Annotated in this window: 18 protein-coding genes; 9 read left to right on the top strand and 9 right to left on the bottom strand. The window is 70.7% G+C overall.

Translation table 11 applies throughout. The annotated features are described in order from the left end of the window. Positions 1–3: 3 nt before the first annotated feature. The 4 genes from MKK58_RS06950 to MKK58_RS06935 form a co-directional block, all read right to left on the bottom strand. Positions 4–327: a hypothetical protein gene (locus MKK58_RS06950; protein ID WP_243911369.1), complete on the bottom strand. Its 324-nt coding sequence runs from the start codon at positions 325–327 to the stop codon at positions 4–6. A 152-nt stretch (positions 328–479) separates the two neighbouring features. After that, a complete protein-coding gene (locus MKK58_RS06945; RefSeq protein ID WP_243911487.1) occupies positions 480–692 on the bottom strand; it encodes a hypothetical protein in 213 nt (70 codons plus the stop codon). Between the two features lie 166 nt (positions 693–858). Continuing rightward, a complete protein-coding gene (locus tag MKK58_RS06940) occupies positions 859–2,076 on the bottom strand; it encodes an LL-diaminopimelate aminotransferase (protein ID WP_243911368.1) in 1,218 nt (405 codons plus the stop codon). 243 nt (positions 2,077–2,319) lie between these two features. Further along, complete coding sequence (locus MKK58_RS06935) at positions 2,320–2,658, bottom strand: hypothetical protein (RefSeq protein WP_243911367.1); 339 nt, start codon at positions 2,656–2,658, stop codon at positions 2,320–2,322. 144 nt (positions 2,659–2,802) lie between these two features. On the opposite strand from MKK58_RS06935, the gene phaC reads away from it, so the two are divergent. From phaC to MKK58_RS06920, 3 genes are all read left to right on the top strand, one after another. Beyond that, complete coding sequence (gene phaC / locus MKK58_RS06930) at positions 2,803–4,608, top strand: class I poly(R)-hydroxyalkanoic acid synthase (protein WP_243911366.1); 1,806 nt, start codon at positions 2,803–2,805, stop codon at positions 4,606–4,608. Beyond that, complete coding sequence (locus MKK58_RS06925) at positions 4,605–5,069, top strand: GNAT family N-acetyltransferase (protein WP_243911365.1); 465 nt, start codon at positions 4,605–4,607, stop codon at positions 5,067–5,069. Before phaC ends, MKK58_RS06925 begins: the two co-directional genes overlap by 4 nt. 130 nt (positions 5,070–5,199) lie before the next feature. Next, on the top strand, positions 5,200–6,438 hold the full coding sequence (locus tag MKK58_RS06920; protein ID WP_243911364.1) for an MFS transporter: 1,239 nt from the start codon (positions 5,200–5,202) through the stop codon (positions 6,436–6,438). A gap of 25 nt (positions 6,439–6,463) precedes the next feature. Here MKK58_RS06920 and MKK58_RS06915 read toward each other — a convergent pair whose 3' ends face one another. Next, positions 6,464–7,801 (bottom strand): OmpP1/FadL family transporter, encoded by a 1,338-nt coding sequence (locus MKK58_RS06915; RefSeq protein WP_243911363.1) that lies wholly within the window; start codon positions 7,799–7,801, stop codon positions 6,464–6,466. 438 nt (positions 7,802–8,239) lie between these two features. Here MKK58_RS06915 and MKK58_RS06910 point away from each other — a divergent pair, with 438 nt between their 5' ends. Together MKK58_RS06910 and bioB are read left to right on the top strand one after the other, a co-directional pair. Beyond that, positions 8,240–9,124 (top strand): fumarylacetoacetate hydrolase family protein, encoded by an 885-nt coding sequence (locus MKK58_RS06910; protein ID WP_243911362.1) that lies wholly within the window; start codon positions 8,240–8,242, stop codon positions 9,122–9,124. A 49-nt stretch (positions 9,125–9,173) separates the two neighbouring features. Further along, entirely contained in the window at positions 9,174–10,193 is a 1,020-nt protein-coding gene (bioB, locus tag MKK58_RS06905) for a biotin synthase BioB (protein ID WP_243911361.1), read from the top strand. 34 nt (positions 10,194–10,227) lie between these two features. Here bioB and MKK58_RS06900 read toward each other — a convergent pair whose 3' ends face one another. From MKK58_RS06900 to mnmA, 4 genes are all read right to left on the bottom strand, one after another. Further along, positions 10,228–11,703 carry a sensor histidine kinase gene (locus MKK58_RS06900; RefSeq protein WP_243911360.1) on the bottom strand — a complete coding sequence of 492 codons (1,476 nt, stop codon included), beginning with the start codon at positions 11,701–11,703 and terminating at the stop codon, positions 10,228–10,230. A 191-nt stretch (positions 11,704–11,894) separates the two neighbouring features. Further along, positions 11,895–12,671, bottom strand: a complete 777-nt coding sequence (locus MKK58_RS06895; RefSeq protein ID WP_243911359.1) for a TVP38/TMEM64 family protein — start codon at positions 12,669–12,671, stop codon at positions 11,895–11,897. Between the two features lie 59 nt (positions 12,672–12,730). Further along, complete coding sequence (locus MKK58_RS06890) at positions 12,731–13,384, bottom strand: class I SAM-dependent methyltransferase (RefSeq protein ID WP_243911358.1); 654 nt, start codon at positions 13,382–13,384, stop codon at positions 12,731–12,733. Positions 13,385–13,432: 48 nt separating this feature from the next. Further along, the gene (gene mnmA, locus MKK58_RS06885) at positions 13,433–14,584 is read right to left on the bottom strand and encodes a tRNA 2-thiouridine(34) synthase MnmA (protein WP_243911357.1); all 1,152 of its coding nucleotides are present in this window, start codon (positions 14,582–14,584) and stop codon (positions 13,433–13,435) included. A 283-nt stretch (positions 14,585–14,867) separates the two neighbouring features. On the opposite strand from mnmA, the gene MKK58_RS06880 reads away from it, so the two are divergent. From MKK58_RS06880 to fliF, 4 genes are all read left to right on the top strand, one after another. Continuing rightward, a complete protein-coding gene (locus MKK58_RS06880) occupies positions 14,868–16,520 on the top strand; it encodes a flagellar hook-length control protein FliK (protein WP_243911356.1) in 1,653 nt (550 codons plus the stop codon). Between the two features lie 12 nt (positions 16,521–16,532). Further along, positions 16,533–17,207 carry a flagellar hook assembly protein FlgD gene (locus MKK58_RS06875; protein ID WP_243911355.1) on the top strand — a complete coding sequence of 225 codons (675 nt, stop codon included), beginning with the start codon at positions 16,533–16,535 and terminating at the stop codon, positions 17,205–17,207. Between the two features lie 100 nt (positions 17,208–17,307). After that, a complete protein-coding gene (locus tag MKK58_RS06870; RefSeq protein ID WP_018044452.1) occupies positions 17,308–17,583 on the top strand; it encodes a DUF1153 domain-containing protein in 276 nt (91 codons plus the stop codon). 210 nt (positions 17,584–17,793) lie between these two features. Beyond that, positions 17,794–19,407: a flagellar basal-body MS-ring/collar protein FliF gene (gene fliF, locus MKK58_RS06865; protein WP_243911354.1), complete on the top strand. Its 1,614-nt coding sequence runs from the start codon at positions 17,794–17,796 to the stop codon at positions 19,405–19,407. The last annotated feature ends 21 nt before the right edge of the window (positions 19,408–19,428 follow it).

Raw genomic sequence — 19,428 nt, 5'->3', positions numbered from 1 at the left:
CGCCTACGGAAGTGCGGGACGCACGAAGTCCTGCGGGCCGATCCGGGCCGGGGCCAGCACGAATTCGCGGGGCCGGTGGCGCTTGTTGAGCGGACCCTCGGTGATGCTGTCGCTGTAATAGTCCGTGCCCGTCAGGCCGAAGCCGCCGCCGTTCATCACGTGCGGGACCGGCACGGCGCGCGGATCGTCCGGCACCGGACGGCCCGAATACGGGCTCGTTGGCAGTACCACCGGGCCGTTGGCGCCGAGGAACAGCGTCTGGGCGCTGGCCGCGCAGGTCAGCCCGAGACCGATCAGGCCGGTGGCGAGGACGGTTCGCAAGGTCATCAGCACGAAGGCACTCCGGCGGGCAGCCTGGGTCTGTGGAGACGCGCCCGGCCTCATTATGGCCGAACGCGGGGGTCTTGTCCGTGGCCGGGGCGCCGCAGCTTTGCGGCATCCACGCCTAATCACACGGGCGGCCGGGCGTCAGCGCTTGGTCAGCCCTTGGCCCGCACGACCACCTGGGGCTCGCGCAGGAGCGGCTCGCACGCGGTCTGGAACGCGTTGAGCACGGTCGGGCGGGAATCGCAGGCATAGCCGACGCCCGGGGCCGGTGCGGGCACCGGGTCGCGGGCGACGATGGGCTTCGGGGCGCAGGCGCCAGCGGTCCCGGCCAGCGCCAGGGCGGCGGCGAGCGTCAAACCACGCATCATCGAACCACGCATACGATCCTCGGGCCTCAACCGCCGGCCACCGATGCGGCGCGGCCTCGTCCCGACCCTGCGGACCGGGCCGGCCCGTGACAAGCGCGCCGGGTCGGCCCGCGCCGCTTTGCGGGCGGCTGTCTCCCGGCCGCAACAACGGCCGCTCGCCGCCTCAGCCGGCCTTGGAGAGCGGCACGACGTTGTGCAGGGTCTTGTCCGAGGTCTCGAAGAACCGGCGGATGTTGCGCGCGGCCTGCCGGATGCGCTGCTCGTTCTCCACCAGCGCGATGCGGACGTAGTTGTCGCCGTGCTCGCCGAAGCCGATGCCGGGCGCCACCGCGACGTCGGACTTCTCCAGCAGGAGCTTGGAGAATTCGAGGCTGCCGAGGGCCTGGTACTTCTCCGGAATCGGCACCCAGGCGAACATCGAGGCGGAGGGGGTCGGAATCTTCCAGCCGGTCTTGCCGAAGGATTCGATCAGCGCGTCGCGGCGCTTCTTGTAGATCCCGCGCATCTCCACGATGCAGTCCTCCGGCCCATTCAGGGCGGCCGTGGCGGCGACCTGGATCGGCGTGAAGGCCCCGTAATCGAGGTAGGATTTCACGCGCGTCAGGGCCGCGAGCAGGCGCTCGTTGCCCACCGCGAAGCCCATGCGCCAGCCGGCCATGGAGAAGGTCTTCGACAGGGACGAGAACTCCACCGTGCAGTCGATGGCGCCCGGCACCTCCAACACGGAGGGCGGCGGCTCGCCGTCGAAGTAGACCTCCGCGTAGGCGAGGTCCGACAGGATGATAATTTCGTGGCGCTTGGCGAAGGCGACGAGGTCCCGGTAGAAATCGAGGCTCGCCACGTAGGCGGTCGGGTTCGAGGGGTAGCAGACAACGATCGCCACGGGCTTGGGGATCGAGTGCTGCATCGCCCGTTCCACCGCCGGGAAGAAAGCGGGCGTCGGCTCGGCCGGCACGGAGCGGATGACGCCGCCGGCCATGAGGAAGCCGAAGGCGTGGATCGGGTAGCTCGGGTTCGGCACCAGCACCACGTCGCCCGGCGCCGTGATCGCCTGGGCCATGTTGGCGAAGCCCTCCTTCGAGCCCAGCGTCGCCACCACCTGGGTGTCGGGGTTCAGGCTGACCCCGAAGCGGCGCTTGTAGTAGCCGGCCTGGGCGCGGCGCAGGCCCGCGATGCCCTTCGAGGCGGAATAGCGGTCCGTGCGCGGACGGCCGGCGGTCTCCACCAGCTTGGCGATGACGTGCTTCGGCGCGTCGAGGTCCGGGTTGCCCATGCCGAGGTCGATGATGTCGGCGCCGTTGGCGCGAGCCTGAGCCTTGATCCGGTTCACCTGCTCGAACACGTAGGGGGGCAGGCGCTTGATGCGGTGGAAGTCGGTCATGGCCTTCACAATGTCCGGGGGATAAGAATTTCGGTCCGAGAGCACGAGGTTGGGTGCGCGTGGCGTGCCTGATCGCGCGGAACTGTCATCGCCCCGAGACGGAGACGTGGTCTAGACCGGATGTCCCTCGGGTGGCATCCGGCCGTCGCCGACGCACTCGCCGCGCGAGACCGTCGGTGAATTCGCACGTCTGCCCCGTGTCTAGCAGTTTTGTGCCACGGCGCCGAACGATATCTGCACGGCTCAGGGCTTGGGGGCCTGCCCGGTCTTGCCGGCGGCGCTCTCGGCGGAGCGGCCCTTGGCCTCGTTGCGGCCGCGCGCGGCCATCAGCTCGTCCTCCAGGGCCTTGGTGCCCTCGGCGGACTTCGCCCGCACGGGCCGGGCCGGGGCGGAGACGCCCACGGGCATGAAGTCGCCGCCGCCGCGCCGGGACTGGGCCACGAAGTCGGGCGTCTTGGCCGGCGGCCCGGCCTCGCCGGTGCCGTAGGCCATGCGCATGGGGTTCAGGTCGCCGGAACAGCCGCCGAGGAGCGCGACGGCGGCCAGGGCAGCGACAAACTGAGGGTTGTGAAGCCGGGACATGGGGGCGGTGGGCCGATTCGAGGACGGGCGCTCTGGCGGAACTGCGCGATGGCGCGTTAATTTGTCGGAAACGAGGCTCCCCAGGGCCGTGTGGCAGGCGTCGCGCGGCGAAGGGACCGAGCCGGAACGGGGAGAAATGCACGCGTGACGACCGAACGGACGACGCCGCTGCCCGATATCGAGGCCCTGTCCCGCAACGCGAGCCTGCTGGTCGAGGAGTTCGGGCGCGCGGCTTCACGCTACATGAAACCCGTCGCCACCCCCGACGCCCTCGTGGTCCCGCCCGTCGAGCCGCCGGAGGAGGTCAAGGACGTGGTCCGCACCCTCGGCAGCGTCGCCGAGACCTGGCTCGCCGACCCGAAGAAGACCGTCGAGGCCCAGACCCGGCTCAGCGAGGCTTTCATCACCCTGTGGGGCTCGACCTGGCAGCGCCTGCAGGGCGAGGACGCCTCGCCCGTGGCCCAGCCCGAGCCGAAGGACAACCGCTTCGCCCACGCGGAATGGTCCACCAACCCGATCTTCGACTTCATCAAGCAGAGCTACCTCATCACCTCCCGCTGGGCGGAGACCCTGGTCGACGAGGCCGAGGGCATCGACGAGCACACCCGGCACAAGGCGCAGTTCTACCTGCGCCAGATCTCAGGGGCGCTCTCGCCCTCGAACTTCGTGATGACCAACCCGGAACTGATCCGGCACACCCTGAAGGAGAATGGCGCCAACCTGGTTCGCGGCATGAAGATGCTCGCCGAGGACATAGAGGCCGGCCAGGGCCAGCTCCGCGTGCGCCAGACCGATCCGGGTGCCGGCTTCGAGGTTGGCGTCAACGTGGCGGTGACGCCGGGCGAAGTGGTGTTCCGCAACGACCTGATGGAGCTGATCCAGTACGCGCCGACCACCGAGACGGTGCTCAAGCGCCCGTTCCTCATCGTCCCGCCCTGGATCAACAAGTTCTACATCCTCGACCTCAACCCCGCGAAGAGCCTGATCGCCTGGATGGTCTCCCAGGGGCTGACGGTGTTCTGCATCTCCTGGGTCAACCCGGACGCGCGGCACGCCGACAAGGACTTCGAGAGCTACATGCGGGAGGGCATCGAGACCGCCATCGACGCCATCGGTGTCGCCACGGGCGAGAGCGAGGTCGCGGCGGCGGGCTACTGCGTGGGCGGCACCCTGCTGGCCGTCACCCTGGCGATGCAGGCGGCCACCGGCAACAAGCGCATCAAGAGCGCCACCTTCCTGACGACGCAGGTCGACTTCACCCATGCGGGCGATCTCAAGGTGTTCGCCGACGAGGACCAGATCCGCCTGATCGAGTCGCGGATGCAGAAGCGGGGCTACCTCGAGGGCACCGGCATGGCCACCGCCTTCAACATGCTGCGCCCCAACGACCTGATCTGGTCCTACGTGGTCAACAACTACGTGAAGGGTCAGGCGCCGATGGCCTTCGACCTCCTGTACTGGAACGCCGATTCGACCCGGATGCCGGCGGCCAACCACTCGTTCTACCTGCGCAACTGCTACCTCGACAACACGCTCGCGCAGGGCAAGATGATCCTCGGCAACGTGCGCCTGGACCTGAAGAAGGTGAAGATCCCGATCTTCAACCTCGCCACCAAGGAGGACCACATCGCGCCCGCCCTGTCGGTGTTCGAGGGTTCCTCGAAGTTCGGCGGGCCGGTCGACTACGTGCTGGCCGGTTCCGGCCACATCGCCGGGGTCGTGAACCCGCCCGCCAAGCCGAAATACGGCTTCTGGACCGGCGGTCCGGCCACCGGCCGGTTCGAGGATTGGGTGGCGGCCGCCTCCGAGACCAAGGGGTCCTGGTGGCCCTACTGGTTCCAGTGGCTGGAGCATCAGGCGCCCGCTCGGGTGCCGGCGCGGGTGCCGGGCGAGGGCGGCCTCGCCTCCCTCGGCCCGGCCCCCGGCACTTATGTGCGCATGAAGGCGTGAGCGGCCACGAAGGCCCGAGCGGCACGGACTGGACCCTGCGGCTGGAAGCGGAGCCGGACCCAGCCATGCGTGCCGACATCCTGGCGCCACTCGTCGCGTACAACGAAGCCCAGGTGCCCGGGGGCAACTGGGACCTGTTCGCGGTCACGGTTCGCGATGCGGGGGGAGCCATCGTCGGCGGCCTTTGGGGCCGCACCGGTTACGGCATGCTGTTCGTCGAACTGCTCGCCCTCGGTCCCGCACGGGGCCAGGGCCTCGGACGCCGTGTGATGGCGCTGGCCGAGGACGCGGCGCGGCGGCGCGGGCTCGCCGGCATCTGGCTCGACACCTGGACCTTCCAGGCGCCGGCCTTCTACGAGCGCCTGGGTTTTTCGGAATGCGGGCGGATCACGGATTACCCGCCCGGCCACGACCGCATCTTCTACGTGAAACGCCTGACGGGACCGGTGCCGGCGGTGTGAGCCGGTCGCCGGCCGGTCCCATCGGCTCCCCGCGAGCGTGATTCGGGCCGTCGGGTCGCCTGCTGGCCAAGCGTTTGCCAATCGGGCCCTCGGGCGCGATCTTGAGCCGGCAAAAATAGAAAGCGCCTGCATGCCGCTCGCACCGGACCTGACATCGCCGCGCCCGTCCCTCGAACCCGCAAGCCCGCCCGAGACCCGCCGCACGCTGATCGGCGTCGGCATCAACCACGCCCTGCACGACGGCTACACGGATCTCATCTACGTGCTGCTTCCGGTCTGGCAGGCGGAATTCGGCCTCGGCTTCGCGGCCCTCGCCCTGCTGCGGAGCCTCTACAACGGCGCGCTCGCCGCCCTGCAGATGCCGGCGAGCCGCCTCGCGGAACGCCTCGGTGTGCGGACGGTGCTGATCCTCGGCACCCTGCTCAGCGCCGCCGGTTACGCCCTCGCGGGTATCTCCGGTTCGCTGATCGGCCTCAGCGTCGCGCTGACCCTCGGGGGCACGGGCAGCAGCACCCAGCATCCCCTCGCCTCCACGCTGATCGCCCGGGCATACGGCCGCAACGCCCGTGGGCCCCTCGGGACCTACAACTTCACGGGCGACCTCGGCAAAGCGAGCGTGCCGCCCCTCGTCGGCCTCCTGCTGACGCTGACGGATTGGCGCACTGCCCTGTGGCTGATCGCGGCGCTCGGCGTCGCGGTCGCCGCGAGCCTGCCGTGGCTCCTGCCCCGCGATCCCGGTGCGCGCTCCGAAGCGGCGGCGCGGACCTCGCCCGCCTCAGGCACCGGGGATTCACGCGCGGAACCGGCGCGCGGATTTCCCCTGCTGGTGGCCATCGGCATCCTCGACAACGCCGCGCGCCCGGCCTTCCTGCTCTACCTGCCGTTCCTGCTCCAACAGAAGGGTGCCGGTTTGACGACGGTCGGCTTCGCGCTCTCGGCCGTCTTCGTCGGCGGCGCGCTGGGCAAGGCGGTCTGCGGACGGCTCGGCGAGCGCCTCGGCGTGACGCGCACGGTGGTGCTGACCGAGACCGGCACGGCGCTCGCGATCCTCGCCGTGATCCTGCTGCCGCTCGCCCCGGTCCTCGCCGTGCTGCCGGTGCTCGGCGTGATGCTGAACGGGACCTCGTCCGTCCTCTACGGCACGGTGCCGGAACTCGCGCCCGGCGGGCAGGTCCAGCGGGCCTTCGCGGTCTTCTACACCTGGACGCTGGGCGGCAGCGCGCTTGCGGCCCCGCTGCTCTACGGCCCCCTCGGGGATGCGGTGGGACCGCGGGCCGCGATGCTGGCGGCGGCGGCAACCGCGCTCGCCGCCGTGCCCGTCATGCTCGTCCTGTCGAGCAGCCTCGCGCCGGCCGCGCCGCGACGCTGACGGCGCGGAGGGGCCCTGAGCGTACTCAGAACTTGCGCACGATCGGCGCCGGGGCGGCGACCGCCGGCTCGCCGAAGATGTAGCGGAAGCCCACCGAGACGATGTCTGCGCTGCTGTCGGCGACGCCCGCGAAGGCGACGTTCTGCACGTTGTAGTCCCGCCCGACGCCCGACAGGATGCGGCCCTTCTCGACGAAGAAGTGCGAGTAGGCGGCGGTCAGGGTCAGCTTCTCGCTCCAGCGGTAGCTCGCGCCCACCGAGACGTTGACGCGGTTGGCGTCGGGCAGGCGCACCGAGCGGTTCTCGAAGTCGATGGGCGAGACCTCGTAGGCGACGCCGGCCCGCACCGTGAGCGCCGGCGACCAGTCGTACTCGGCGCCGACCGCGTAGGTGAACCCGTCCTTGTAGTTCAGGGGCAGCGCGGTCCCGGCGCGGCCGAGGACCAGCGGAACGACGGCGACGTTCTTCAGGCGGCTCCAATTGTCCCACTCGAACCCGAAATTGACGCGGGTGACGGGGTTGATCGCCTGGGTCACGCCCACCGTGACCTTCTCGGGCGTGTTCAGGTTGGCCGCCACCGGACCGCCGAGGGCGGCGGCGGGGCCGGGCAGCCGAAGCGAACCCTCGATGTCGTGATGGACCGTGGAGCGGTAGCCGACGCCGAAGGCGGTTCCGGCCCAGGGGGTGATCAGCACGCCCGCCGTGAAGCCGACGCCCCAGGAATCGCCCGTCAGGCGCGCGCTCGCGAGGTTCGCCGGGTCGAAGGGCACCCCGGTGATCTGCGCCTGCTTCAGGGTGAGCTTGAAATACTCGATGTTGGGACCGGCGGCGATGGAGAGCCACTCGTTCACCTTGAAGCCGATCACCGGGTTGAAGGCGAGGGTAAAGATCCGGTTCGAGCGGCCGTAGAGCTCGCCCGCCCAGGTGTCGCGCGGCTTCGTCACGAGGCCGAAGGGCGCTCCGGTCTGGATGCCGATCCAGAGCCGGTCGTTCAGCTGGTAGGAGGTGGCGCCCGCCGGCACGATCGCGCCCTGGCCGATGTCGCCGCTGTCGCCCAGGCGCGCGAAGGCCGGGTTGGTGCCCGCCTCCGGGGTGATCTTGCCGGACAGGTTGATCAGGCTGAGGTTCTGCTCGGTGACCCAGCCCGGCCGCATCGTCACGGTGGCGGGGTTCCAGAACATCGACGAGACGCCGCCGGAGCCGGAGGCCGTGCCCGCGAAGGCGAGCCCTTGCGCCTCCGTGCTCTGCTCGCGGATGCCAAAGGCCCCGGCCGAAGCCTGCGTGACGCCGGCGGCGAGGAGCGCGACGGAAACGCCCGAGCGCGCCCAGTTGCGGTAAGAACGGCTCCGAATCGTGCCCGTCATGTCGTGAGACCCACCCCTGTGCATGGTGCTTGGCTTGGTCCCGCCCTGTCGGACCGGGTGCTGCACCTTGGACACGACAATGGCGCGACCTCCGCGACTGCGCAATGCCTGACGCCATAAGTAAAAACCAAGATGAATTGTGTCACTGCATTGGAATTTGCGCGATATTGCAGGGCCCGAGCCTCTATCCGATCGGCACAGGCAGAATGGTTCACATCTAAACTCTCGTCGGCGTGAATAAGCGTCGAAGCAGAAAAACGGGCCGGTGCCGCATCTCGGGGCGGCGGTGTGACCTTTTGGTGACGAATCGGGCAACCCGGGCTGTCCCGGCAGCGGTCGTGCCGGCGATTTGCCCACCGGACCGCGTCCCGCGCCCCTTGCCGTTCCGGTCCGTCCGATCGATGTCTGCCGGAAAGATCCTGCGCGGAGGAACGAGCGATGAAACTGATCCGTCACGGCGAGAGCGGCGACGAGAAGCCCGGCCTCGTCGATGCGCGCGGCGGCTTGCGCGACCTCTCGGACCATGTCCGCGACATCGCCGGATCCGTGCTGTCGCGGGAGACCCTGGAGCGTCTGCGCCGGATCGACCCCGAGAGCCTGCCGCTCCTGCCGCCGGCGACCCGCCTCGGCCCCTGCGTCGGCGGCACCCGCAACGTCGTCGCCATCGGGTTGAACTTCACCGACCACGCCGCCGAGATCGGCGCCGACATCCCGCCGGAGCCGATCCTGTTCAACAAGGCGCCCTCGTGCCTCGCGGGCGCCAACGACCGGGTGATCCTTCCCAAGGGCTCGGCCAAGACCGACTGGGAGGTGGAACTCGCCCTCGTGATCGGCGCGCGCGCCTCTTACGTGCATACCAACGAGGCCCTGTCCTACGTGGCGGGCGCCTGCATCTGCAACGACGTCTCCGAGCGCGAATTCCAGATGGAGCGCGGCGGCACCTGGGCGAAGGGCAAGGGCTGCCCGACTTTCGGCCCGCTGGGCCCCTGGCTCGTCACCCTCGACGAGATCCCGGACCTCAAGAACCTTCCCATGTGGCTCGACGTGAACGGGACGCGCATGCAGACGGGCTCCACCGCGACGATGATCTTCGATCCCGCGCAACTCGTGGCCTACGTCTCGCACTTCATGATGCTGGAGCCCGGCGACGTCATCACCACCGGCACGCCCCCCGGCGTCGGAATGGCCCGCAAGCCCCCGCGCTTCCTGCGCAGCGGCGACGTGATGACCCTCGGCATCGCGGGTCTCGGCGCGCAGCGCCAGGAGATCGTCGCCTTCGACGACTGGACCGCCAAGGTCGCGGCGGGCGAGCCGACGAACTGAGGCCGCACGGCCGGCTTGATTTTTAGGCCGGGATTCGCCTCATGGGGGCATGACCGAGACCCTGGCCCCCCGCGCATCCACCCCGGCCGTCGAGCCCGCCGCGATCCGCCACGACTGGAGCGTGGCCGAGATCCAGGCGATCCACGACCTGCCGCTCCTCGACCTCGTCTACCGGGCGGCCGCGGTACACCGCGCCCACAACGACCCGGCCGACATCCAGCGCGCCGCCCTGCTGTCGATCAAGACCGGCGGCTGCCCGGAGGATTGCGCGTACTGCCCGCAATCGGCCCACCACAAGGGCACCGGCATGGCCCGCGAGCGGCTGATGCCGGTCGACGCCGTGCTGCGGGAGGCCGCCGCCGCCAAGGCAAACGGGGCGCATCGCTTCTGCATGGGCGCGGCTTGGCGCCAGCCCAAGGACGGGCCGGAATTCGACGCCGTGCTCGCCATGGTGCGGGGCGTGCGCGGTCTGGGCATGGAGGCCTGCGTGACGCTGGGCATGCTCACCCCCTCGCAGGCCGGGCGCCTCGCGGAGGCCGGGCTCACCTCCTACAACCACAACCTCGACACCGGCCCGGACTTCTACGGCGACATCATCTCCACGCGGACCTACGCGGACCGCCTGACCACCCTGGAGAACGTGCGCGCGGCCGGCATCGGCGTCTGCTGCGGCGGCATCGTCGGCATGGGCGAGGGCGTGAAGGACCGGGCCGGCATGCTCCAGGTCCTGGCGAACCACGCGCCCCACCCCGAGAGCGTGCCGATCAACGCCCTCGTGGCGGTGGAGGGCACCCCCCTGGAGGACCGCCCGGCGGTCGACCCCCTCGACCTCGTGCGCATGTGCGCCACGGCCCGCATCGTGATGCCGCGCGCCCGCGTGCGCCTCAGCGCCGGCCGCAAGGGCCTGACCCGCGAGGCCCAGATCCTCTGCTTCCTGGCCGGCGCGAACTCGATCTTCTACGGCGAGCGCCTGCTCACCACCGCCAACAACGAGACCGATTCGGACGCCGAACTGCTGCAGGACCTCGGCATCGCGGTGCCGGGCCTGACCCTGGCGGCCGCGGAATAAGGCGCGGTCCCCGGCCCTTCGCGAACCCGCCCGCTCAACCCACCGGGTCGGGGATCACGATCCGGAAGCGGGTGCCGACCGGTGTCTCGTCGAGGGACAGGGTCCCGCCGTTGAGCTGGATCAGCTCCGACGCGATGGCGAGGCCGAGTCCGGTGCCGCCCGGGCGCGAGGCGCCCTTGAAGGGGCTGAACAGGTGCTCGCGCGCCCGCGCCGGCAGGCCCGGGCCGTTGTCGGTGATCAGGACCATCGTCCCGGTCCCGATGCGCCGCGCCTCGATGGTGATGGTCGGATCGGCGCGCGTCACCGCCTCGTAGCCGGGGCCGGGCGGCGCCAGGGCCTGCACGGCGTTGCGCACGATGTTGGCGAGCGCCCGGGAGAACTGATCCGGATCGACGCAGATCTGCAACCCGTTCGGGCAGACCGCGCGGATCACGATGTCCGAATCGCGCTCGCGCCCGGAAAGGTCCGCCTGCTCGGCGAGGATGGGGGCCAGCGGCACGAGGCGCCGGTTCGGGTTGCGCTCCGTGGCACGGCCGTAGGCCAGGGTCTCCTCGCAGAACCGGATCGCGCGATCGAGGGTCGCAACGAGGCGCGGGGCGACGCGCTGGACCAAGGGGTCGGCGACCCCGTCGAGGCGGTCGCTCAGAAGCTGCGCCGTGGTCAGGAGATTGCGCAGCTCGTGGTTGATCTTGCTCACCGAGAGACCGAGGTCGGCCAGATGCCGCTTCTCGCGCAGTTCCCGCGCCAGGGCGGTCTCCATCTGCGCCAGCGCCACCTCCGCGTGGCCGATCTCGTCGGTGCGCCGCGAGGGGACGATGACGCCGGCGGCCGCCTCCGGATCCTGCGCGAATTCCGTGATGTTGTGCACGAGCCGCCGCACGGGGCGGACGATGGCCCGCTGCAGGACGAGGAAGATCAGGCCGGCCACCGCCGCCGCGATGGCCAGCGAGGACAGGGCGAGCTGGATCGCGAAGGCCGTCACGGCGTCGCGCACCGGCAGGCAATCGATGAGGATCTCCACGAGGTCGAAGCCGTCGCGGCCGTGCCCGATCACGCGGATCGGCCGGGTGCCGTCCGCCATCAGGGTTCGGGCCACGCCCCGGATCGACTCGATCAGGTCCTCGTTGCGCAGGTCGATGTGGTCGGAGACCGCGTCCGGAACCGTCTCGTCTGAGAGCAGGCGCCGGGTGCCGTTGCCCTGCACCACGATGGCCCGTGCGCCCACCCCCGCCAGGAGGCGCTGGGCGAGGCTCTCCGAGACGCGCTGGTCGGGGGCTGCGTCGAGTACCAGGGCGGCCACCTGCGCGGCGGCGATCCGGTCGGAGAGCCACATGCGCCGGTAATTGGCCACCGTCGGCACGTAGATCAGCACCTCGATGAAGGCCACGAAAGCCACGGTGAGCAGGAAGAGGCGCCCGGACAGGCCGAGGTGCCGGCCGAGGCCGCGCGCCGCCGGCACGCTGGGGGCGGCGACGTCCTGACCGAACACAACGCGAGAATTCACACCCATCTTGGCTCTTCGGGTTCCCGGTCCCCTCGGCGCGGCGGGTGTCGGCTGGAGGTCCGGCTGACGGTGACCCGACGGCGTTTCCAGAGCGTAAGCTCGATGCGCAATTGCACCTCATAACGCCTCTGAGGCCGTTAGGCTGCCTCGCACCTCACAGTTTTTGATCAGACTTATGGCTAAATTGGATCAGGAATTCACGGTCCGTCCGAACCGGCGGCACCGGCCGGCATTCTGCGCTGGAAGCGCCTGCGGAGGAATACCGAGAGCAGCGCGAAGGCCGCGAGGGCGCCCAGGCCCGCGACCATCTTGGGGGTCACCAGGGCCCGCAGGGTCAGGGCGTTGTCGCAGTCAAGGCCGTCGGCCGCCAGGCACGCGGCCTTGGCGCTCTCGTGGGCGAGGACCACGTCCTCGATGGCCGCCCCGGTGGAGGCGTAGATGAAGACGCCGGGCAGCAGTCCCACCAGGGTCGCGAGCACGAAGGTGCTGCGCTTCACCCCGAAGGCGGCCGGCGCGAGGTTCGTCATCCAGAACGGGAAGATCGGCAGCAGCCGCAGGAAGGCGATGTAGCCGAAGGCATCCGCGCGGAATCCGGCCGCGAGGCCGGCGAGGCGGGGTCCGGCCCGGCGCAGCAGCAGGTCGGCCGCCGCCCCGCGCCCGATGGTGAAGACGATCGCCGCCCCCGTCGTCGCCGAGGCCAGGGCGATGAGGGCTCCCGGAACGATGCCGAACAGGAAGCCGCACAGCATCGTCAGGAACAGCGAGGCCGGCACCGAGACGACCACGGCCGAGACGTAGACGAGGAAGGCCACCACCATGGCGCGGAAGCGGTCCTCCGCCACCCAGGCGATCAGCCAGGTCCGCGAAGCCAGGAGCCGGTCGAGGCTGAGAAGGTGCGAGGCGCCCGAGACCAGCACGGCGAGCGAGGTCCCGACCAGGAGCAGAAGTGGAAGCCAGCGCAGGACCCGCCGCATCCGCGTGGGCCGCGCCGAAGGCTCCGGCGTCGGCTCGGACGAGGGAGGCGGTGGCGTGCTCACCCGGGCTTGCGCATCCGCAGGATCTTGAAGAACCCGCCGGGGAAAGTCGGCGCCACGCCGATGAACTCGACCCCGTGCGACCGGGCCCAGGCCTCGATCCGGGTCGACTTGAAGTCCGAGGACCAGCCGATCTTGGTGCAGAGCGGGGCGACGATTTCCTCGACCTTGGCCACCGGGCCGGTGCTCTGACCGAAATGGTTGGCGAGCACGATCTCGCCGCCGGGCCGGACCACGCGCAGGAACTCGGAGAGCGCGGCTTCCGGGTCCGGCACCAGGGTGATGAGGAACTGGGCCACCACCGCGTCGAAGCTGGCGTCGGCGTAGCCGAGGCGGCAGACATCCATGACCTGGAGGCCGCGCACGTGGCGCAGGCCCCGCCGCAGCACCTTGGCGCGGGCGCGCTTGAGCATGTCCTCGGAGAGGTCGACGCCGCAGACGAAACTCGTGGAGGGATAGTAGCCGAGGGACAGCCCCGTGCCGACGCCGGCCTCGAGGATGCGGGGGCCGCAGGCGACGGCCGCCTCGACCGCGTCGCGGGCGGCCGGCTCGGTGAGCTTGTCGTAGACGACGTCGTAGACCGGCGCCCAGCGCGCATAGGCCTTGCGCATCAGGGCGGTGCTCGGACCGGCCTCCCGCGGCTCGCTCAGCATGTCGATCTCGAAGTCCTGTGGGGGAAGAGGGTGGATCGGGCCGCGCGTTCAGGCGGCTCGTGCGGCGCCGCTGGCCAACGCGTCGACCCGGCGAATGGTGCCGCCGCCGAGCACGCGGGCGCGTGGGCCGTCATCGGCGTAGATCACGCAGGCCTGCCCCGGCGAGACGCCGTCCTCGGGGGTCGCCAGCTCGATCTCGGCCCCGTCGCCTTGCGGGTCGCGGAAGAGGAGCGCCGGCCGGGGCTCGCGGGTGGAGCGCACGCGCACCGCGACGGGCCGCGCGGCTCCGTCGCCGGGACCCCCGAGCCAGTTCAGGTCGCCGAGGCGGATCCGGCTCGTGGCCAGGGCCGTGCGCGGGCCGACCACCACGCGGGCGGTGTCCGGCTCAAGGCGGATCACGTAGAGGGGCTCGCCCAAGGCGAGGCGCAGGCCCCGGCGCTGGCCGACCGTGTAGTGGATGATGCCCTCGTGCCGCCCCAGCACCTGCCCGCCGAGGTCGACGATATCGCCGGCCCGGGCTGCGTCGGGGCGCAGGCGCGCGATCACGTCGGCGTAGCGGCCCTGCGGCACGAAGCAGATGTCCTGGCTGTCGGCCTTCTCGGCCACCGCGAGGCCCAGCTCCCGGGCGAGCCGCCGCGTCTCGTCCTTTGGCAACTCGCCCAAGGGGAAGCGCAGGAAAGCGAGCTGTTCGTCCGTGGTGGCGTAGAGGAAGTAGCTCTGGTCGCGGGCCGGATCGAGGGCCCGGTAGAGCCCGCGCCCGCCGGACGCCTCCGGGCGGCTCGCCACGTAATGGCCCGTGGCGAGGCAGTCGGCCTCAAGATCGCGGGCGGTGCGCAGCAGGTCGCGGAACTTGATCGAGCGGTTGCATTCCACGCAGGGGATCGGCGTCTCGCCGGCCAGATAGCTCTCGGCGAAGCGGTCGATCACGGATTCGCGGAAGCGGTCCTCGTAGTCGAGGACGTAGTGCGGGATGTCGAGGGCCTCGGCCACCCGGCGGGCATCGTGGATGTCCTGGCCGGCGCAGCAGGCGCCCTTGCGGTGCGTGGCGGCGCCGTGATCGTAAAGCTGGAGCGTGATGCCGACGACGTCGTAGCCCTGGCGCTTCAGGAGCCCGGCCACGACGGAGGAATCGACGCCGCCCGACATGGCGACGACGACGCGCGTCTCGTGCGGAGCCTTGGGAAGATCGAGGGAGTTCATCGCGCCAGGGTTTACCGGAAGGGGCCGGTCCGGCCCTTCGCGTGAGTCTATAGCGATCCTCGCCCCCGGTTTCCAGGGCGGGCGCATCGTGACCCACCCCGGAGGACGTGCGCGCCGGTCGGGTGGGGCGAGCGGTCAAAGCTGCCGGGTCGGGGCAGGAATTGCCGGGCCGCGCGATCCCGGTCGATGCCGGTTCACGGAAAACCCATTGTTTGCAGCGGCTTGTCGAGTGCCACGTCTGGCCCGACGTTTGCGCTCCGTCGCCGAGGGAGAAACGCAGCGCATGGCCTTTCCGGCGATTGATATGGATTCCTCGACCCTGCGCCTCGCCTCGGCGATGCCCGCCCGATCGCGGGAGCCGGGCGCCCACGCCTTCACGATCGACCTTTCGGCACCGGAGGCCGCGCCGCCGCCGGTGCTCGTGCGCCAAGTTTCCGCAGCGACGGTGCCCACGACGCCCGCGATCGATCCGGACGCCTCCGCCGCGGCGACGGACTTCCTGGCCCTTCTGGAGGGGCCATCAGCAGCGGCAGGCCAGGCGTCACCGCTGGGCCAGGCGGCGGCGCAGGCGACCCCGGCCACCCGCAGCCTGTCAGCCCGGACCGTGGCGACTCCGGTCGCGCCGGATGCCGGTTCGCCGCCGGATGGCGGTTCCGCGCGCTCCGCCGGGCTGTTACCGCCTGCCCCCCTCGGCGCCGTCCTGCCGCCCGAGCCGGCCTCCGGGACCATGCCGGTCGCCGAAGCAGCGAAGCCGGACGCCTCGGGCGCCGCGCCCGACCCGTCCACGGAGCCGGATTCGAAGACAGTGGGCGACCTGCCTGCGGAGACGCAGGCTGCCCCGGCGAACTCGACGCCCCCCCCTGTCGCGATCGCGCAGCCCGCCCCGCCGCCGCCTTTCCCCCCGGCTCCCGCCGTGACGCCGCCGCCCGAGGGAACGGTCCCGGCGACGCCGGGCGCCCGCACGTCCGCCGCGCGGGGCCCGGTCGCTGCGTCCGCGACCCAGGCGGCGGATACTGGGCCGAATGCAGCGTCCGCCGCGACGCCGAACGTCGAGACCGGCGAGCCGTCATCCGCGCAGCCGGTTGCGTCCCGCTCGGCGCCGGCCGAGGCCGGCCTCGCCGCGGCCCTCGCGTCGCTCCAGCCCGCAGGTCCAGGCGCGAATCTACCGGGAACCCCGATTCAGCCGCCCTCCGCGAACCAGCCGGGGGAGATCCCAGCCCAGACTGCTGGAGCGCAGCTCGTCGGCGCGGCCGCCTCCGCCGCGCGCGGCGCGTCCCGCCCGGGGCGGGGCGAGGCCGCGACGTCGGGCGAAACCACGGCGTCCACCAAGGAGGGCGAACCCGCTTCGTTCCTCGCGGCGGACGCCGATCCGTCGGCGCTTCTCGCGCAAGCGCCCACGGCGGCGGCACCTCACGCGCCCACCTTGGAAGCGGCGATTCCGGCCAGGCACGAAGCCCCGGCCCCGGCGCCCATCCCCCTGGGGGTGGTGCCGATGACGATCGGCCTGCGCTCGCTCTCGGGCAGCAACACCTTCGAGATCCGCCTCGATCCGAAGGATCTCGGCCGGATCGAGGTCAACCTCGCCATCGACAAGGAGACCGGCGCGGTCCAGGCCAGCCTGGTGGTCGACCGGCCCGAGACCCTGGCGCTCCTCCAGCGCGACGCCGGCAACCTCCAGCAGGCGCTGACCCAGGCCGGCCTCGACGCCCCCGACGGCAGCATCACCGTGAGCCTGCGCGGCGACGGCGCCGGCAGCGACGCGGGGGCGGACGGTCAGGGCTCCGGCGGCCAGGGCGCGAACGGTCAAGGCTCGAACGGCCAGGGCTCCGGCCCCCAGGGCCAGCCGCGCCGCCCCGGCCACGAGACCCAAAGCCCCCTGAACGCCGTGCCGCTGCGCCTCTACGGCGCCGGGCGCGGCCTCGACATCCGCATCTGAGGAACCGATCCCATGGCGTCCGGCATCAGCAGCACCACGAGCGGCACCGCGACGGGTGCGGCCACCAAGACCTCAACGCAGGAACTGGCGGGCAACTTCACGCAGTTCCTCACGCTGCTCACCACGCAGCTGAAGAACCAGAACCCCCTCGACCCGATGGATACCAACCAGTTCACGCAGCAACTGGTGCAATATGCCGGGGTCGAGCAGCAGCTGAAGTCGAACGACCGCCTCGATTCGATCCTGAGCAACGCCAAATCGTCGAGCGCGGCCTCGGCCACCGGGTTCATCGGCCAGACCATCACGGCGGACGGCAAGTCCACCGCCCTGAAGAGCGGCGCGGCCAGCTGGACCCTGACGCCGGCCCGGGCCGCCACGCAGGCCCGGATCACGATCAGCGACGCCAAGGGCAACGTGGTCGCGACCCAGACCAAGGCGCTGGCCGCCGGCGTCCAGACCTTCGCCTGGGACGGCCGCTCCACCAGCGGCTTCACCTCCGCCGACGGCACCTACGCGATCAAGGTGGATGCGGTGGACGCGACGGGCGCCCAGGTGGCGGTGGACACCAAGGTTGCCGGCACCGTGGACGGCGTCGACCTCACGGGAACGGAGCCTGTGCTCCTGCTCGGCACGACCCGGGTTCCACTCTCCGCCGTTCAGAACATCGGCGCGAAGTTGTCCACATGAAGGCGCTATGATTCCAAAGCGATCGAACCGCTTCAAGATATCTTAAGCGGGCAGGACTAGCTTCCAATCTCGACAGGTCAGTCGAGTTGTAGAGCGTATCATGACCGAACCAAGCCGCCCGAGAGTGAAGTACGTGATCGGGCCTGATGGAAGTCCGTTAACCATTGCGGACCTTCCGCCGACCACCACGCGTCGATGGGTCATCCGTCGCAAGGCCGAAGTGGTCGCCGCCGTCAGGGGCGGTCTCTTAAGTCTCGAAGAAGCCTGCCAGCGCTATACCCTCACCACCGAGGAATTTCTGAGCTGGCAGTTCTCCATCGATCAGCACGGTCTGGCCGGCCTGCGCACCACGCGCATCCAGCACTACCGTCACTGAGCGCGAGGCCCCCAGGGGCATCGGCCGAACCACGAAGCCCCGTCATCGGAAGCCGCGTCCCCTCACCCGGGCGCGGCTTTCGCGTTTCCGTTGCCGGGACCCGGCGCCGTGCGCGCCATTCGTTAACCGGACGCTAACCACGACCTGGGCAAATTTTGCCGGGCGAGCGCGGAGGGTCCGTCGCCGCCGGTCGGATGGGTGCGTGGCGTCGTGAAACCGGTCTTCGACCTCGTGACAAAGCTCGGCCCGGCACGGCTCGCCGCCATGGCCGCCGTCACGATGACGCTGATCGGCTTCTTCGCCTTCGTGATCCTGCGCGTCTCGAAGCCCGATATGGGCGTGCTCTTCGCCGACCTGTCGATGTCGGATTCCTCGGCCGTGATCCGCGACCTCGATGCGCGCGGCATCAAGTACGAGACCCGGGGCGATGCCGGCCAGACCGTGATGGCGCCCCGCGCCGACCTGCCCCGCCTGCGCATGGATCTCGCCGGCAAGGGCCTGCCGAGCCAGGCCGGCGTCGGCTACGAGATCTTCGACAAGGGCGACGCCTTCTCGTCCACCAACTTCGTCCAGAACGTGAACCACCTGCGGGCGCTCGAGGGCGAGTTGTCCCGCTCGATCCGGGCGATCGGGCGCGTTCAGGCCGCCCGCGTCCACCTCGTGATCCCGGAGCGCCGCCTGTTCGAGCGCGACCGCGAGAGCCCGAGCGCGGCTATCGTCCTCAAGCTGATGGGCGACCTCGACGCCTCGCAGGTGCGCGCCATCCGCCACCTCGCCGCCTCGGCGGTGGAGGGCCTCAAGCCCGAGCGGGTCTCCATCGTGGACGAGCGCGGGCGGCTCCTGGCCGACGGCGCGCGCGGGGCCGAGGCCGAGACCGGGGCCGGCATGGAGGAGAAGCAGGTCGGCATCGAGCGGCGCCTGCGCTCCCAGATCGAGGAGATCATCGCGGGCATCGTCGGGGCCGGGCGCGCCCGCGTCCAGGTCAGCGCCGAGCTCGACCTCAACCGCATCGAGAGCCGCTCGGAAAGCTACGATCCCGAGAGCCGGGTCGTGCGCTCCACCCAGACCCGCAGCGAGAACGCCCTCTCGGGCGGCAACGAGGGCGCGGTCAGCGTCGGCAACGAATTGCCCGGCGCCAACCAGCCCGGCCAGGCCCCGACCCAGAAGGATTCGACCAACAAGAACGAGGAGACCACCAACTACGAGATCTCCCGCGTCACCAAGACCGAGGTCGCCGAGGGCGGCCGGGTCAAGCGGCTCTCGGTGGCGGTGGTGATCGACGGCGCCTACGTGGCCGGACCCGACGGCAAGGCGGTCTATCAGCCGCGCCCGGCGGCGGAGGTCGAGCGGATTGCCGCCCTGGTGCGCACCGCCATCGGCTTCGACAAGGCACGGGGCGATCAGGTCGAGGTGGTGAACCTGCGCTTCGCCGAATCGCCCGCCCAGGCCGAGTTCGTCGAGCCGACCCTGATCCAGTCGCTGCTCAGCCCCTCCAAGGAGGAGGTGATGCACATCGTTGAACTCGCCGTCCTCACCATGCTGACGCTGATCGTGCTGATGTCGGTGGTGCGCCCCCTCCTCAAGAAGGTGCTGGCCTCGGAACCGATCCAGATCGCCCTGGTGGCCGGAGCCGGGGGTGCCGCCGTGGCGGGAAGCCCGGAGGCCCTGCTGGCGCAGCCCGAGAATCCCACCGCCCGGCTGGTGGATTTCGCCCAGTTGAACGGCAAGGTCCAGGCCGAGACGGTGCAGCGCGTGGTCGACATGGTCCGCGCCAGCCCCAGCGAGACCGTGGAAGTCCTTCGCAACTGGATTCACGAGAGCTGATGCCGATCCCCCCTCACGCAG

Origin of the sequence: Methylobacterium sp. J-078 (assembly GCF_022829285.1) — a bacterium.
Taxonomy (GTDB): Bacteria; Pseudomonadota; Alphaproteobacteria; order Rhizobiales; family Beijerinckiaceae; genus Methylobacterium.
Note: the sequence above shows the minus strand (reverse complement) of the source record. Positions and strands in the feature narration are given on the sequence as shown.

Bases quoted from the DNA above. Each gene is read 5' to 3' on its own strand.
- MKK58_RS06945 (WP_243911487.1), bottom strand. From the start codon at position 692: ATGCGTGGTTTGACGCTCGCCGCCGCCCTGGCGCTGGCCGGGACCGCT.
- MKK58_RS06870 (WP_018044452.1), top strand. From the start codon at position 17,308: ATGACCGAACCAAGCCGCCCGAGAGTGAAGTACGTGATCGGGCCTGAT.
- MKK58_RS06890 (WP_243911358.1), bottom strand. From the start codon at position 13,384: ATGCTGAGCGAGCCGCGGGAGGCCGGTCCGAGCACCGCCCTGATGCGC.
- MKK58_RS06920 (WP_243911364.1), top strand. From the start codon at position 5,200: ATGCCGCTCGCACCGGACCTGACATCGCCGCGCCCGTCCCTCGAACCC.
- MKK58_RS06875 (WP_243911355.1), top strand. From the start codon at position 16,533: ATGGCGTCCGGCATCAGCAGCACCACGAGCGGCACCGCGACGGGTGCG.
- MKK58_RS06950 (WP_243911369.1), bottom strand. From the start codon at position 327: ATGACCTTGCGAACCGTCCTCGCCACCGGCCTGATCGGTCTCGGGCTG.
- MKK58_RS06900 (WP_243911360.1), bottom strand. From the start codon at position 11,703: ATGGGTGTGAATTCTCGCGTTGTGTTCGGTCAGGACGTCGCCGCCCCC.
- bioB (WP_243911361.1), top strand. From the start codon at position 9,174: ATGACCGAGACCCTGGCCCCCCGCGCATCCACCCCGGCCGTCGAGCCC.
- MKK58_RS06940 (WP_243911368.1), bottom strand. From the start codon at position 2,076: ATGACCGACTTCCACCGCATCAAGCGCCTGCCCCCCTACGTGTTCGAG.
- MKK58_RS06910 (WP_243911362.1), top strand. From the start codon at position 8,240: ATGAAACTGATCCGTCACGGCGAGAGCGGCGACGAGAAGCCCGGCCTC.
- MKK58_RS06935 (WP_243911367.1), bottom strand. From the start codon at position 2,658: ATGTCCCGGCTTCACAACCCTCAGTTTGTCGCTGCCCTGGCCGCCGTC.
- mnmA (WP_243911357.1), bottom strand. From the start codon at position 14,584: ATGAACTCCCTCGATCTTCCCAAGGCTCCGCACGAGACGCGCGTCGTC.
- MKK58_RS06895 (WP_243911359.1), bottom strand. From the start codon at position 12,671: ATGCGGCGGGTCCTGCGCTGGCTTCCACTTCTGCTCCTGGTCGGGACC.
- MKK58_RS06880 (WP_243911356.1), top strand. From the start codon at position 14,868: ATGGCCTTTCCGGCGATTGATATGGATTCCTCGACCCTGCGCCTCGCC.
- MKK58_RS06915 (WP_243911363.1), bottom strand. From the start codon at position 7,801: ATGACGGGCACGATTCGGAGCCGTTCTTACCGCAACTGGGCGCGCTCG.